The sequence below is a fragment of the Azoarcus sp. PA01 genome (assembly GCA_001274695.2).
GTDB lineage: Bacteria > Pseudomonadota > Gammaproteobacteria > Burkholderiales > Rhodocyclaceae > Aromatoleum.
Map to the genome: position 1 here is coordinate 643,113 of LARU01000002.1, position 15,470 is coordinate 658,582.

At 67.9% G+C, this 15,470-nt stretch carries 14 protein-coding genes; 13 read left to right on the forward strand and 1 reads right to left on the reverse strand.

Annotated elements, in window-relative coordinates; translation table 11 throughout:
• Positions 1-81: 81 nt before the first annotated feature.
• From tkt to fba, 5 genes are all read left to right on the forward strand, one after another.
• Positions 82-2,115, forward strand: a complete 2,034-nt coding sequence (gene tkt, locus PA01_04025; protein ID KON80901.1) for a transketolase — start codon at positions 82-84, stop codon at positions 2,113-2,115.
• A gap of 57 nt (positions 2,116-2,172) precedes the next feature.
• Positions 2,173-3,189, forward strand: coding sequence for a type I glyceraldehyde-3-phosphate dehydrogenase (gap, locus tag PA01_04030; GenBank protein KON80902.1), 1,017 nt, complete (start codon positions 2,173-2,175; stop codon positions 3,187-3,189).
• 63 nt (positions 3,190-3,252) lie between these two features.
• Positions 3,253-4,437 (forward strand): phosphoglycerate kinase, encoded by a 1,185-nt coding sequence (locus PA01_04035; GenBank protein KON80903.1) that lies wholly within the window; start codon positions 3,253-3,255, stop codon positions 4,435-4,437.
• A gap of 62 nt (positions 4,438-4,499) precedes the next feature.
• A complete protein-coding gene (gene pyk / locus PA01_04040; GenBank protein KON80904.1) occupies positions 4,500-5,948 on the forward strand; it encodes a pyruvate kinase in 1,449 nt (482 codons plus the stop codon).
• Positions 5,949-6,169: 221 nt separating this feature from the next.
• Complete coding sequence (gene fba / locus PA01_04045; protein KON80905.1) at positions 6,170-7,234, forward strand: fructose-bisphosphate aldolase class II; 1,065 nt, start codon at positions 6,170-6,172, stop codon at positions 7,232-7,234.
• A 12-nt stretch (positions 7,235-7,246) separates the two neighbouring features.
• Here fba and PA01_04050 read toward each other — a convergent pair whose 3' ends face one another.
• Positions 7,247-8,017 (reverse strand): DUF3047 domain-containing protein, encoded by a 771-nt coding sequence (locus PA01_04050; protein ID KON82291.2) that lies wholly within the window; start codon positions 8,015-8,017, stop codon positions 7,247-7,249.
• Between the two features lie 202 nt (positions 8,018-8,219).
• On the opposite strand from PA01_04050, the gene PA01_04055 reads away from it, so the two are divergent.
• From PA01_04055 to PA01_04090, 8 genes are all read left to right on the forward strand, one after another.
• Positions 8,220-8,891, forward strand: coding sequence for a TIGR04283 family arsenosugar biosynthesis glycosyltransferase (locus tag PA01_04055; protein ID KON80906.1), 672 nt, complete (start codon positions 8,220-8,222; stop codon positions 8,889-8,891).
• 83 nt (positions 8,892-8,974) lie between these two features.
• Positions 8,975-9,628 (forward strand): TIGR04282 family arsenosugar biosynthesis glycosyltransferase, encoded by a 654-nt coding sequence (locus PA01_04060; GenBank protein ID KON80907.1) that lies wholly within the window; start codon positions 8,975-8,977, stop codon positions 9,626-9,628.
• Positions 9,629-9,896: 268 nt separating this feature from the next.
• Complete coding sequence (locus tag PA01_04065) at positions 9,897-10,298, forward strand: PA2779 family protein (GenBank protein ID KON80908.2); 402 nt, start codon at positions 9,897-9,899, stop codon at positions 10,296-10,298.
• A gap of 73 nt (positions 10,299-10,371) precedes the next feature.
• Positions 10,372-11,268, forward strand: coding sequence for a PA2778 family cysteine peptidase (locus PA01_04070; GenBank protein ID KON80909.1), 897 nt, complete (start codon positions 10,372-10,374; stop codon positions 11,266-11,268).
• Positions 11,269-11,326: 58 nt separating this feature from the next.
• Positions 11,327-12,070 (forward strand): OmpA family protein, encoded by a 744-nt coding sequence (locus tag PA01_04075; GenBank protein KON80910.1) that lies wholly within the window; start codon positions 11,327-11,329, stop codon positions 12,068-12,070.
• 111 nt (positions 12,071-12,181) lie between these two features.
• Complete coding sequence (locus tag PA01_04080) at positions 12,182-13,477, forward strand: DUF3422 domain-containing protein (GenBank protein KON80911.1); 1,296 nt, start codon at positions 12,182-12,184, stop codon at positions 13,475-13,477.
• Positions 13,478-13,549: 72 nt separating this feature from the next.
• The gene (locus PA01_04085) at positions 13,550-14,485 is read left to right on the forward strand and encodes a phosphoribosylaminoimidazolesuccinocarboxamide synthase (protein KON82292.1); all 936 of its coding nucleotides are present in this window, start codon (positions 13,550-13,552) and stop codon (positions 14,483-14,485) included.
• Between the two features lie 164 nt (positions 14,486-14,649).
• Complete coding sequence (locus PA01_04090) at positions 14,650-15,420, forward strand: DUF2189 domain-containing protein (GenBank protein ID KON80912.1); 771 nt, start codon at positions 14,650-14,652, stop codon at positions 15,418-15,420.
• Positions 15,421-15,470: the final 50 nt, after the last annotated feature.

Here is a 15,470-nt window from a genome sequence, read left to right on the forward strand (position 1 = left end):
AGCGCAGCAAGCCCTATCCCATTGCCGCCGTTTTCGGCGATAATTCCGCTTTTTCCAAGCCGTCACAGGCCAGAGAAAGCCATGCCGCCAGCCGCACACACGATTCCGCGCAACGTCACCCCCCCGGTCTTCAACCCGGTCACCGGCGCGATTCGCGCGCTCGCGATGGACGCCGTCCAGCAAGCCAACTCGGGCCATCCGGGCGCTCCGATGGGCATGGCCGAGATCGCCGAAGTCCTGTGGCGCCGTCACCTGCGCCACAATCCGGCGAACCCGCAATGGGCCGACCGCGACCGCTTCGTGCTGTCGAACGGCCACGGCTCGATGCTGATCTACGCGCTGCTGCACCTGACCGGCTACGACTTGGCCGTCGACGAGCTCAAGCGCTTCCGCCAATTGCACAGCAAGACGCCGGGCCACCCCGAGTACGGCTACACGCCGGGCGTCGAGACGACCACCGGGCCGCTCGGCCAGGGCCTCAGCAACGCTGTCGGCATGGCGATCGCCGAGAAGGTGCTCGCCGCCGAATTCAACCGGCCCGGCCACGACCTCGTCGATCACCACACCTACGTGTTCGTCGGCGACGGCTGCCTGATGGAAGGCATCTCGCACGAAGTCTGCTCGCTCGCCGGCACGCTCGGCCTGGGCAAGCTGATCGCCTTCTATGACGACAACAGCATTTCGATCGACGGCGACGTTGCCGGCTGGTTCACCGACGACACGCCGAAGCGCTTCGAAGCCTACGGCTGGCACGTCGTGCGCGACGTGCAGGGTCACGTCCCGGCCGAGATCGACGCTGCGATCCGCGCCGCGAAAGCCGAGACCGGCCGGCCGACGCTGATCTGCTGCAAGACGATCATCGGCGCCGGCTCCCCGGCCAAGCAGGGCTGCCACGACTGCCACGGCGCACCGCTCGGCGCCGCGGAAATCACGGCTGCGCGCGCCCATCTCGGCTGGACCCACGCGCCGTTCGAAATCCCCGCCGAGGTCTATGCCGAGTGGGACGCGCGCGACGCCGGTGCGCAGCGCGAAGCGGACTGGAACGCGAAGTTCGACACCTACGCGCGCGCCTTCCCCGAAGCTGCCGCCGAGTTCGAACGTCGCATGAATGGCGAGCTGCCCGCGAACTGGGCGCAGCATGTCGACAACGTGCTCGCGAAGTTCGGCGAAAAAGCCGAGACGATTGCGACGCGCAAGGCGAGCCAGAATTCGATCGAAGCGTTCGCGCCGGCGCTGCCGGAGCTGATCGGCGGCTCGGCCGACCTCGCCAGCTCGAACCTGACGCTGTGGTCCGGCTCGAAAGGCGTCTCCAAGGACTCGGGCGGCAACTACATCTACTACGGCGTGCGCGAGTTCGGCATGGCCGCGATCGCCAACGGCATCGGCCTGCACGGCGGCCTAATTCCCTACACCGCGACGTTCCTGATGTTCAGCGAATACGCGAGGAACGCGCTGCGGATGGCGGCGCTGATGAAGCTGCGCCAGGTGTTCGTGTTCACGCACGACTCGATCGGCCTCGGCGAGGACGGCCCGACGCACCAGCCGGTCGAGCAGACCGCGACGCTGCGCCTGATTCCCAACATGGACGTGTGGCGTCCGTGCGACACGGTCGAAACCGCGGTTTCCTGGGCGAACGCGATCGAACGCCGCGACGGCCCGTCGGCGCTGCTGTTCTCGCGCCAGAACCTGCCGTTCCAGACGCGCAGCGCGGAGCAGGTCGCGGCGATTCGCCAGGGCGCCTACGTGCTGTCGGAAGCGGCGAACGGCACGCCGCAGGCGATCATCATCGCCACCGGCTCCGAAGTCGGCCTGGCGATGGCAGCGCAGCAGGCGCTCGCCGGCGACGACATCCACGTGCGCGTCGTGTCGATGCCCTCGACGAACGTGTTCGACCGCCAGGAAGCGGCATACAAGGCGTCCGTGCTGCCGCTCGGCGTGCCGCGCGTCGCGGTCGAAGCCGGCGTCACCGCTCTGTGGCACAAGTACGTCGGCCTCGAAGGCGCTGTCGTCGGCATCGACACCTTCGGCGAATCGGCTCCGGCCGGGGACCTGTTCAAGCATTTCGACATCACTGCCGACGCGGTCGCGCGCGCCGTGCGCTCGGTCCTTCTTTAACCGCCCCCTTCCCCATTCCCGTTCCATATACCTATATTCCTCGAGGGAGATTCTTCGATGACCATCAAAGTCGCCATCAACGGTTACGGCCGGATCGGCCGCTGCACGCTGCGCGCGCTGTACGAACTGGGCCTGCGCGACCAGTTCGAGATCGTGGCGATCAACGCTTCCGGCGACCTCGCGACGAATGCGCACCTGACGCGCTACGACACCACGCACGGGCGTTTCGCGACGCCGGTCGCGACCGAAGGCGACAATCTCATGATCGTCGGTGACGACCGCATCCCGTTCTTCTCGACGAAAGACCCGCTGGCGGTGAACTGGGGCGAGCTCGGCGTCGACGTGCTGCTCGAATGCACCGGCGCCTACACGTCGAAAGCGAAAGCCGAAGTGCTGCTGAAGCAGGGCGCGAAGAAAGTGCTGATCTCCGCGCCCGGCGGCGACGACGTCGACGCGACGATCGTCTACGGCGTGAACCACGACGTGCTGACCGGCGACATGACGGTCGTGTCGAACGCGTCGTGCACGACCAACTGCCTCGCCCCGGTCGCGAAGGTGCTGCAGGACAACATCGGCATCGAACAAGGCCTGATGACCACCGTCCACGCGTACACCAACGATCAGGTGCTGGTCGACGTGCGCCACAAGGATCTGCGTCGCGCGCGCGCTGCAGCGCACAACATCATCCCGACGAAGACCGGCGCGGCGAAAGCCGTCGGCCTCGTGCTGCCGGCGCTGAAAGGCAAGTTCGACGGCTTCGCGCTGCGCGTGCCGACGATGAACGTGTCGCTCGTCGATCTCACCTTCACCGCGAGCCGCGCGACCTCGAAGGAAGAGATCACCGCGCTGATGAAGGAAGCCGCCAACGGAGCGATGAAAGGCGTGCTGGCGGTCAACGAGGAACCGCTGGTGTCGATGGACTTCAACCACGACGCGCACTCGTCGGTGTTCGACGCGACCCAGACCCGCGTCATGGACGGCACGCTCGTCAAGGTGCTGGCGTGGTACGACAACGAGTGGGGCTATTCCTGCCGCATGCTCGACGCTGCCCGCGTTTTCCATCAGGCCAAATAACCGTCCACCGACTCCCGACGCCCTGCTCTTCGCAGGGCGTTTTTTCATCCGGAAGAAATCCCCATGAACGTCAAGAAACTCGCCGACCTCGACGTCGCCGGCAAGCGCGTCTTCATCCGTGCCGACCTCAACGTGCCGCAGGACGAAGCGGGCAACATCGTCGAGGACACCCGCATCCGCGCGTCGCTGCCGTCGATCCGCTACTGCCTCGAACGCGGCGCCGCGGTCATGGTCACGTCGCACCTCGGCCGCCCGACCGAAGGCGAATGCCGCGCCGAAGACACGCTCGCGCCGATCGCCGTGCGCCTCGGCGAACTCCTCGGGCGCCCGGTGCGCCTGATCCGCGACTGGATCGAAGGCGCCTTCGAAGTGCGGGCCGGCGAAGTCGTGCTGCTCGAGAACTGCCGCTGCAACAAAGGCGAGAAGAAGGACAACGAGGAACTCGCGAAGAAGATGGCCGCGCTGTGCGACATCTACGTGAACGACGCGTTCGGCACTGCGCACCGTGCCGAAGCGACGACGCACGGCATCGCGCGCTTCGCGCCGGTCGCGTGCGCCGGCATGCTGATGGGCGCCGAGATCGACGCGCTGACGAAAGCGACCGAGAACCCGGCGCGCCCGCTCGTCGCGATCGTCGGCGGCGCGAAAGTGTCGACGAAGCTGACGATCCTGAAGACGCTCGCGCAGAAAGTCGACCAGCTGATCGTCGGCGGTGGCATCGCGAACACTTTCCTGCTCGCGTCGGGCAAGCGCATCGGCGAGTCGCTCGCCGAACCGGAGCTCGTCAAGGAAGCGCAGGCGATCATGGACATGATGAAGGCGCGCGGCGCCGAAGTGCCGCTGCCGGTCGACGTCGTCGTCGCCGACGAAGTGTCGGCGCTCGCGCGCGCGAACCGCATCCCCGTCGACGAAGTCGGCCCGCACGACCGCATCCTCGACGTCGGGCCGAAGAGCTCGGCCAAGCTTGCCGAGATCATCGCGCACGCCGGCACGATCGTGTGGAACGGCCCGGTCGGGGTGTTCGAGCACAACCAGTTCGCCGGCGGCACGAAGATGATGGCTTCGGCGATCGCGCACTCCGAAGCGTTCTGCATCGCCGGCGGCGGCGACACGCTGGCCGCGATCGCGAAGTTCCACATCGCGCAGGACATCGGCTACATTTCGACCGGCGGCGGCGCTTTCCTCGAATTCCTCGAAGGCAAGAAGCTGCCCGCGATCGCCGCGCTCGAAGCGCGCTTCGCCGACTGACTCCCTTCCTCCGACCCCCTTCTTCCGACCCCCTTCCTCCGGCCGACCACAACGGACTCACCATGCCACGCCACACCAAGATCGTCGCCACGCTCGGCCCCGCCTCGTCCGACCCGCAGGTGCTTGAACGCATGGTCCATGCCGGCGTCGATGTCGTGCGGATGAATTTCTCGCACGGCAAGGCGGAGGATCATGTCGCACGCGCCGAAGCGATCCGCGAAGCGGCATCGCTGGCGGGCCGGCCGGTCGGCATCCTCGCCGACCTGCAGGGACCGAAGATCCGGGTCGGCAAGTTCGCCGAAGGGCAGATCGAACTGCGGCGCGATGCCGACTTCATCCTCGATGCGCGTTGCGAGCTGGGCAACGCGGAGCGGGTCGGGCTGGACTACAAGGACCTGCCGAAGGACGTCAAGGCCGGCGACGTGCTGCTGCTCGACGACGGGCGGCTGAAGCTGACGGTCGCGCGCGTCATCGGCCACGAGATCCACACCATCGTCAAGGTCGGCGGCACGCTGTCGAACAACAAGGGCATCAACCGCCAGGGCGGCGGCCTGACCGCGCCGGCGCTGACCGCGAAGGACATGGACGACATCAAGACGGCGGCGAAGATCCGCGTCGATTTCGTCGCAGTGTCGTTCCCGAAAAGTGCGGCCGACATGTACATGGCGCGCCAGCTGATGCGCGCGTCGGGGGTCGATGCGCTGCTGATCGCGAAGATCGAGCGCACCGAAGCGGTCGCGAACCTCGAAGAGATCCTCGACGCGTCCGACGGCATCATGGTCGCGCGCGGCGACTTGGCCGTCGAAGTCGGCGACGCGGCCGTGCCAGCGCTGCAGAAGAAGATGATCCGTGCCGCGCGCGACCGCAACAAGCTGACGATCACCGCGACGCAGATGATGGAGTCGATGATCACCAGCCCGGTGCCGACGCGCGCCGAAGTCTCCGACGTCGCCAACGCGGTGCTCGACGGCACCGACGCGGTGATGCTGTCGGCCGAAACCGCCTCCGGCAGGTTCCCCGTCGAAGTCGTCGAGGCGATGAGCCGCGTGTGCCTCGAGGCCGAGAAGTCTTCCGACGTCGCGCTCGACCGCGACGTGCTGAACCGGGTCTTCACGCGCATCGACCAGTCGATCGCGATGGCGGCGATCTGGACGGCCTGGCACCTCAAGGTCAAGGCGATCGCGTCGCTGACGCAGACCGGCTCGACCGCGCTGTGGATGAGCCGCCTCAACAGCGGCGTGCCGATCTACGCCCTGACTCCCGAAGCGAGCGCGCGCAACCAGATGACGCTGTACCGCGAAGTCTTCCCGCTGCTGATGTCGCAGACCCACGAGGATCGCGACGTGCTGCTGTGGGAGGCCGAGCAGATCCTGATCGACCAGGGCGTCGTCGAGCGCGGCGACCTGATCGTGCTGACGATCGGCGAGCCGATCGGCGCGGCCGGCGGCACGAACACGCTGAAGATCGTGCGCGTCGGCGAACACCCGCCGCCGCACGTCGGCGACCAGTAAATCGGGCCCCGCCGGGTCGGTACCGCCGGACGAGCGCGAGCGCCGCCGTCACGCCCGCGATGCGGGCAAGGCTCGAGAAGGTTCGGCCTAGGCGCGCCGTTTCACCTCGAAACCCCGTTCGCCGACCGCCGGGCCCACGATGCACGAACAGCGCTAGAATGCGGTCCAAATTTCAACGTCGCGCGCCCGCCGTGCCGGCGACCCAACTGCGGAGAAGTACCATGCCCCTCGTTTCGATGCGCCAGCTGCTCGATCACGCCGCCGAGAACGGCTACGGCCTGCCGGCGTTCAACGTCAATAACCTCGAACAGGTCCAGGCGATCATGGAAGCGGCCGCCGAGGCCGACAGCCCGGTCATCATGCAGGCTTCGGCCGGCGCGCGGAAATACGCCGGCGAGCCGTTCCTGCGCCATCTCATCGACGCCGCCATCGAAGCTTACCCGCACATCCCGGTCGTCATGCACCAGGACCACGGTCAGTCGCCGGCGATCTGCATGGCGGCGATCCGCTCGGGCTTCTCGAGCGTGATGATGGACGGGTCGCTGCTCGAAGACGGCAAGACCCCGTCGTCGTATGACTACAACGTCGCGGTGAGCCGCGAGGTGGTCAAGTTTTCCCATGCGATCGGCGTCACGGTCGAAGCCGAACTCGGCTGCCTCGGCTCGCTCGAGACGGGTCAGGCCGGCGAGGAAGACGGGCTCGGCGCCGAAGGTACGCTCGACCATTCGATGCTGCTGACCGACCCCGACCAGGCTGCCGACTTCGTCAGGCAGACCGACTGCGACGCGCTCGCGATCGCGATCGGCACGAGCCACGGCGCGTACAAGTTCAGCCGCAAGCCGACCGGCGACATCCTCGCGATCGACCGCGTCAAGGCGATCCATGCGCGCATCCCGAACACCCACCTGGTCATGCACGGCTCGTCGAGCGTGCCGCAGGAACTCCTCGAGATCATCCGCCAGTACGGCGGCGACATGAAGGAGACGTACGGCGTGCCGGTCGAGGAGATCCAGACGGCGATCAGGTTCGGCGTGCGCAAGATCAACATCGACACCGACATCCGCCTCGCGATGACCGGCGCGGTGCGCAAGTTCCTGGCCGAGAATCCGTCGAAGTTCGACCCGCGCGAGTTCCTCAAGCCGGCGCGCGAAGCGGCCAAGCTGGTCTGCAAGGCGCGCTTCGAAGCGTTCGGCTGCGCCGGCCAGGCGAGCCGCATCAAGCCGATGCCGCTGGAAAAAATCGCTGCCCGTTACAAGAGCGGTGAACTGACCCAGGTCGTGCGCTGAGCGCGCCTCGCGTCATCGGTCGGCAACGAAGCGCAGGTCGCCGAACAGCGTCGTCACCCGCTCGCCGGTGTTGTCGGTATCGGCGCTGACCGCGATGCCGACGATGCGCGGCGCGGCTTCGCCGAAAGCCGCGCGGAAATCGGCCGCGACATTGCGGCGCACGCTGACCCACTGCCCGGCGTGCGCTGCGCCGCTATCGACGACGACCATCCTGACGCGGTCGGTATAAGGGTTCGGGCCGATCGCGCCCGGCGGCTGCGCTGCACCCCATACGTACGCGAGCGCGGCCGCGGGCAGGTCGGCGCCGTACAGCGCGCGCCCGAGCGTGATCTTGGCCCGGTCGGCGAGCGACAGCCGTTCGACCGGATAGTCGAACAGCACGTACACCCTCGCGGCGTAGTCGTCGCCGCCCTTGTGGCTGAAGTCCGAGCCGGCCACCGGGCGGGAAACTTTCCAGCGCCATTCCAGCAGCGGCGTTTTAGCCGGGTCGATATCGAGCGGCTGGGCGAGCGTCGACGCGGCGGCATCCGAGCGGACCCGCAGGACTGTCCGGCCGTCGTCCTCGACGAGGTCGAAGCGGTTCTGCCGTTCGACTCGCGGCAGCGGCTGGTGTCGCCACGGCGCGGGCGGCGGTGTGCCCGGTTCGGCTGCCGAGAACGGTGCCGGCGTCTGCGGCAGGAGCGGCGCCGGGAAGATTTCCGCGGCAAACACCAGCAAACATGCGAGCACGATCCTTCCCGTGCTGTACGCGACGCGACCGCGAAGTCGCAACACTCTTTTCATGCGCGCCTCCCGCAGATAAGGTTGTCGATGTCGCCTCGCCGGGGAAGCTTTCCGTTCCGACGGACGGCAATGACGTGACTGGCCACGAGTGTAGACTGCGGGCCGCTGCAGCCGGCACGCTCCGCGCACCGAGCGGTGCGTCGCGCACGCCCCCGCCCACGGAGAAACAGATGTCTGTCCACTGTCGCGGCTGCATCGGACGATGAAGCTCTCGATCGTCATCCCGGTCCTGAACGAGGCCGGCAACCTGCCCGGGCTGCTCGCGCGCCTCGCCCCGCTGCACGCGCGCGGCGTCGAGATCATCGTCGTGGATGGCGGCAGCAGCGACGGCTCGGCCGGGATCGCCGAACGCGCGGGGGTCGTCGCCCTCCGCAGCCCTGCCGGCCGAGGGCTCCAGATGAACGCCGGTGCTGCCCGCGCGACCGGCGACACGCTGCTGTTCCTCCATGCCGACACGACTCTGCCGCAGTCCGCCGACCATATCGTCGCCGCGGCGCTGCACGACGGTCGCGCTTGGGGCCGTTTCGACGTCGATATCGACGGTCGCAGCCCGATGCTGCGCATCGTCGCGGCGATGATGAACCTGCGTTCGCGGCTCACCGGCATCGCGACCGGCGACCAAGCGGTTTTCGTCACGCGCGAGGCGTTCGAGGCCGTCGGCCGCTTTGCGCCGTTGCCGCTGATGGAAGACCTCGAACTGTCCCGACGCCTGAAAGCGGTCTCTCGTCCGGCGTGCGCGCATCAGCGCGTGCATACGTCCGGACGGCGCTGGGAGACGCGCGGCGTGTGGCGGACGATCCTGCTGATGTGGCGGCTGCGCTGGGCGTGGTGGCGCGGCGTGCCGGCCGAGCAGCTCGCCGAGCGGTACCGCTGAGATGGAACGACCCCCACGCTCACTGCGTTCGCTGCCCCCCGTGGGGGCGTCAGTACGCTTGGGGCGGCCCGGCGCGTACTGAGATGGCCGCCGAAGCCGCAGCGGCGAAGCCCGTACGCATCCTCGTCTTCGCCAAGGCGCCTCGGCCCGGTTTCGTCAAAACGCGGCTGGTCCCGGCGCTCGGGACCGTCGGCGCGGCGGCGCTTGCACGGCGCATGCTGGACGATACGCTCGCCGCCGCTCTCGCCGCGGCAGTCGGGCCGGTCGAACTCGTTGCCACTCCGCATGTCGGCACGCTCGCGTGGCGCGAGATCGCGTTGCCCGCCGAAGTCACCGTTACCGACCAGGGCGAGGGAGACCTCGGCCAACGCATGGCGCGCGCGGCGCGGCGCACGACTGAACGGGGCGAGGCGGCGCTGCTGATCGGCACTGATTGCGTCGAACTCGGGCCCGCAGTGCTGCGTGCCGCGGCAGTCACCCTGCTCACGCACGACGCCGTGATCCACCCGAGCACCGACGGCGGCTACGTGCTGCTCGGCCTGTCGCGTTTCCACCCGCAGCTCTTCAGCGGCATCGCGTGGAGCACCGAAACGGTCGCCGCGATGACGATCGCCCGACTACGCGAGATCGGCTGGTCACTGCACGTCGGCGAGACGATGCATGACATCGACGTGCCCGGCGACCTGCGACATGTCGTCGCACTCCTCCCGCGACGAGGCGGGTCGCCACGGCAGTAACGCGTTTTACAAGCGATCCGGTTCGCAATCGCCCGGCATGGCGGTGCATCGGACGCGTCGTCGAAGCGGGCGATCCGTTCGTTCTCGCCGACCCGCGCCAGGGATTACCGAAGCGCTCGACCCGCGACCGCATTGACATACTTTTCGATACTCCTTTGTCCTCGCGAACGCCGGCGGCTGCGCCTAGAATGAAAAGGCTCCGACCGTTCCAGCGTGCGAACGGTAAGGGCGCGGCGGTTCCCGGTCGAACAAGAAGAGGAGACGAATCATGAAACAGCTACAACGACTGTTCGCAATGCTGCTGGTCATCTGCTTTTCCAACGCGACGATGATCCAGGCCGCGCAGGCAGCACTCGTGACGACCGAACAGGTCGCCGGCATGGCGGCAGCTTCTCCCGAGGATTCACCGCACGCGCGTCTCGGAGCGCTGATGACCCGCGCCGACGTGCAGGCCCAGCTCGAACGCTTCGGGCTGAGTCCCGATATCGCCAAGGAACGCATTGCGGCCCTGACCGATGACGAAGCGTCGATGCTCGCGCAGCAGATCGAGAACGCGCCGGCCGGCGGCTCCGACGTGCTCGGCGTGCTGCTGTTCGTGTTCATCGTGTTGCTCGTCACCGACATCCTCGGCTTGACGAAAATCTTCCCGTTCACCCGTTCGGTCCGCTAACGGACCGAACGACGCCGTGCGGCCCGGCCTCCGCCGACCCTCTGCGTCTCCTTTCGCCGCGCTGGGCGCGGCGATGCTGCTGATGCTCGCGCTGGCGGGCTGCGCAGTGCAGGCGCCGCGGCTGCTCGCCCGCCCGCCGCCCGACCTGCCCCGGCAGGTCGAGCTGGTGCAGACGCCGTTCTTCCCGCAGCTGGAACTCCAGTGCGGGCCGGCAGCGCTGGCGACGGCGCTGTCGGCGAACGGCCCCGAGATCCTGCCGCAAACGCTCGTCGACGAGGTGTTCCTGCCCGGGCGCGAAGGCTCGCTGCAGCTCGAGATGCTTGCCGGCGCGCGGCGCCACGGCATGGTCGCGACGCTGCTGCCGGGTTCGCTCGAAGCGGTGATGCGCGAGACTGCAGCGGGTCATCCGGTGATCGTGCTGCAGAACCTCGGCCTGTCATGGGCGCCCACTTGGCACTATGCGGTCGTCGTCGGCTATGACTTCGACGCGGCGACGTTTATGCTGCGCTCCGGCACGACCGAGCGCCTCGAACTCGCGTTTCGCACGTTCGAACACACCTGGGACCGGTCGCAGCGGTGGGCTTTCGTCGCGCTGCCTCCGGGCAGGCTGCCGGTCACGGCGACCGAGGACGAAGCGACGCGGGCGCTCGTCGCGTTCGAACGCAGTGCGCCGCCCGATGCCGCCGCGCGAGCCTACGCCGGCGCGCTCGCGCGCTGGCCCGACAGCCTGGTGCTGGCGATGGGTCTCGGCAACGCGCGCCATGCAGCCGGCGACAAGGCCGGCGCCGAACAGGCGTTCCGCGACGCCGCTGCCCGCCACGACTCGGCCGCGGCATGGAACAACCACGCCTCGGTGCTGCTCGAACTCGGACGACGGGATGAAGCGAGACACGCCGCACAGCGCGCGGTCGAGCTCGGCGGCCCGCTGCGCGAAACCGCGCTCGCGACGCTGCGTGCAATCGATCGATAGGCGCGACAGCACGGGTCACAATCAGTGCATAAAACACAACAACACGTAGAGGTCACGAATGATGAAAACAGCCCTTCTTGCCACCGTCACGACGCTGCTGATCGCTGGTTGCGCCCAGAACCCCTACTACGGCGACACCGCGAAAACCGCCCGCGGAGCGACGATCGGCGCCGGTGCCGGTGCCGTGCTCGGCAGCGTCGTGTCGGGATCCGGTGATCGCACCAAAGGCGGCCTGATCGGCGCAGCCGTCGGCGCGACGGTCGGCGGGCTGATCGGCCGCCAGATGGACAAGCAGGAAGCGGAACTGCGCGAGCAGATGGCAGGCACCGGCGTCGAGGTCCAGCGCCAGGGCGACACGATCCGTCTGCAGGCACCGGAGAACATCACGTTCGACACGAATCGCGCGGACATCAAGCCGCAGTTCCAGCCGGTGCTGGGCCAGCTCGCGCAGAGCATCCAGCAGTATCCGGACACCGTCGTCCAGATCGAAGGGCACACCGATTCGGTCGGCTCGGCGAGCTACAACCAGACGCTGTCGGAGAACCGCGCCAGCGCGGTACGCAGCCACCTGATCCAGCGCGGCGTTGACGCAAACCGGCTGGCCGCGGTCGGCTACGGCCTGACGCGTCCGGTTGCCGACAACAGCACCGCCGCCGGACGCGCGCAGAACCGGCGCGTCGAAATGCTGATCGTTCCGGCGCAGCAGCCGGCACAGCAACAACCGGCGCAGCAGCCGGCACAGCAGCGGCCGGTACAGCAACAGTCGCCACAGCAGCAACCGCTGCAAACTCCGCGCTACTGAGTCCGCGTCGCCTTGCCGCCGGGCCGTCGTCGGGACGCCCGGCGCCGCAGCGCTTCCGCGCTGCCTGCAGGATGGGTACTCTTGCACGATCCTGCAGCTCGTCCCCTCATCATGCCCCTGTTCGAAGAACACCCCCAGCGCCGCGCGCTGAACGACGAAGTTCACTCGCGCCCGCCAGTGCCGCTCCATACGCCGGCACTCGTCAGCTACCTCGCCTTCCTGCACATCGACGGCAGCGCCGATCTCGAGCCCGCGCACCTTCATCAGCTCGCTGCGCAACTCGGCCTGCCGGAGGTTTCCACGGACACCGGCCACGTGTCGCTGGACGCCGGCGAATTCCGCCTCAGATGGGAACGGCACAGCGAATTTTCGAGCTATACGTTCTTCCGCGACGGCCCGCGCACCGGCGACGACGCGGATCCGGCGCTGTTGGCGGTTCCGGCCGGGTGGCGCAAGAGCATCCCGGGTCAGCTGATCGTCGCGACCCAGGTCGAAGTGCGCGATGCGGACGATGTGCCGCCCGAAACAGTCATTGCCCAGGAGGGTCATGACTTCATTCCGACCGTCGCCTCGCAGATTGCCGGCGGCGCAGGCTGGGTACTGACCGATTTCCGCATCGTCGAGGGGTTTTCACGCTTTGTCGTCTTCAACCGCTCGCTGACTCCGCGGCAGGCCGGCCGCAGCGTCCAGCGGCTCGTCGAAATCGAAACCTACCGCGTCATGGCGCTGCTCGCGTTTCCCGTCGCGAAGGACGTCGGCCGGCTGCTCGCGCGCGCCGAGGGCGAACTCGCGGACCTGACGGACAACATGGGCAATTCCACCTCGACCGATGATGAACGCCACGTCCTGAATCGGCTGACCCGGCTCGCCGCCGAAGTCGAGCGCTCCGTCGCGCGCACGACGTTCCGCTTCGGCGCCGCCGCCGCGTATTACCAGCTGGTACGCCAGCGCATCGAGGATCTGCGCGAAGTCCGCCTCGACGGTTACCCGCCGATCCGCGAGTTCATGGACCGCCGGCTCGCTCCGGCAATCGCGACCTGCGCGACGATGGCGCGCCGGCAGGAAGACCTGTCGGGCCGCATCGCGCGCAATTCGCAGCTGCTGCGCACGCGCGTCGACATCGAGATCGAGCGGCAGAACCAAGAACTGCTGGCGCAGATGAACCGCCGCGCGAAGCTGCAGCTGCGGCTGCAGGAGACGGTCGAAGGGCTGTCGGTCGTGGCCATCACGTATTACGCGTCGCAGCTCGTGCAATACCTCGCGAAAGGCGGCAAGGACTATCTTGCGCCGGCGACGCCGGAAGTCATCACCGCGGTGTCGATCCCGATCATCGCCGGGCTGGTCGCGCTCGGCCTGCGCCGCATGCGCCGCCAGCTTGCCGCCGAGGAGGCAGTGCCGGGCCACTGAGCGGGCGCCGCGCGGTGAGCGACTGCCGGACAAGCTGGCCTATAATCGCGTTTTGCCTGAATGAGTCCGATCGTGGCCCAACCCCTGTTCGAATCCACCATCAAGAGCCTGCCGTTGCTCGGTCGCGGCAAGGTCCGCGACATCTACGCCGTCGATGCCGACAAGCTGCTGATCGTCACCAGCGACCGGCTGTCCGCGTTCGACGTCATCCTGCCCGACCCGATTCCGGACAAGGGGCGCGTGCTGACCGCGATGGCCGCGTTCTGGTTCGCGCGCCTCGGCCACATCGTGCCGAACCAGCTCACCGGCATCGACCCCGAAGCGGTCGTCACGAGCGACGAGCGCGACCAGGTGCGCGGCCGCGCGCTGGTCGTCAAACGGCTCAAGCCGCTGCCGATCGAAGCGGTCGTGCGCGGCTACGTGATCGGCTCGGGCTGGAAGGACTACCAGGACACCGGCGCGATCTGCGGCATCAGGCTGCCCGCGGGGCTTACCCAAGCCGCGAAGCTGCCGTCGCCGATCTTCACCCCCGCGTCGAAAGCCGACGTCGGCGATCATGACGAAAACATCTCGTTCGCCGAAGCCCAGACGCGCTGCGCCGCCGAACTGACCGGTCTGCTCGCCGGCAGCGGCACGAACGGCGCCCGTCTCGCCGCCGAGGCGCGCGATGCCGCGCTCGCGCTGTACGTCGAAGCGGCAAACTATGCCGCGGGGCGCGGCATCATCATCGCGGACACGAAGTTCGAGTTCGGCGTCGACGCCGCCGGCACGCTGCACCTCATCGACGAGGCGCTGACGCCGGACTCGTCGCGTTTCTGGCCCGCCGACAGCTACCGCGAAGGCACCAGCCCGCCGAGCTACGACAAGCAGTACGTGCGCGACTACCTCGAGACGCTGACCTGGGGCAAGAAAGCGCCGGGCCCGCGCCTGCCGGCGGACGTCATCGCGAAGACCGCGGCAAAGTACCGCGAAGCGTTCGAGCGCCTCACCGGACAGTCGCTGGCCTGAACGGCACCTCTCCCGACGACAGGCCCGACCGGTAACGCCCGACGGATTGCCGGTCGCGAACTTGCGGCCGGCACCTCTCTCTAATTTGCGTCGCGATGCCTGCGCCGGCGGCACTAGGGAGCGGGCAGAAAACTCGCGTGTCCTGTTCCGGAGGAGGTCGCGTCATGGACAAGCCACACGGTGCGCTCGATCCGCGTTTCCAGCTCCCTCAGATACGGCAGGTCAACAGTGCGCGACCTTTCGCGTGGCTGCGCAGGGGCTGGGCCGACATGCGCGACAATCTGCCGGCAAGCCTGAGCTACGGGCTGCTGTTCGCGGCTGCCGGTTCGTTCATCCTCGGCTATGCGACCGGCCTGCCGCATCTGTTCACGGCAGCGATTTCCGGCTTCTTCCTCGTCGGCCCGGTCGCTGCGGCCGGCTTGTACGAGATTTCGCGGCGTCACGACTGCGGCGAACCGGCCAGCTTCATCGATTCGCTGCGCGGGTTGAGCACGCATGCCGATCACCTGCTGTATTTCGGTGCCTTCCTCGTTTTTGTGCTGCTCGGCTGGGAACGGCTGTCGGCGCTGCTGTTCGCGTCGTTCTACCCCGAAGACGCGAGCGGTCTGGGCAGCTTTTTCCTGGAAGTGTTCCTGACGGGCGCGTCGGCCTCGTTCGTCGTGTGGTACCTCGTCATCGGCGGCGCAATCGCAGCCGTGGTCTTCGCGCTGTCGGCGGTGTCCGTGCCGATGCTGATGGACCGCGACACCGATGTCGTCACGGCAATGGTCGCGAGTGCGCGCGCGGTCGGCGCGAACTTCGGCACGATGGCAGTGTGGGCGCTGATCATCGTCGTGCTGATCGCCGTCGGTTTCGCGACGATGGCCGGCATGATCGTGCTGCTGCCGTTGCTCGGCCACGCCAGCTGGCATGCCTACAAGGATCTCGTCGAGTAATGCCCGTTCTGCCCCGCAGTGAAAAGCCGCGCCCGGGAAACCCCGCAGCG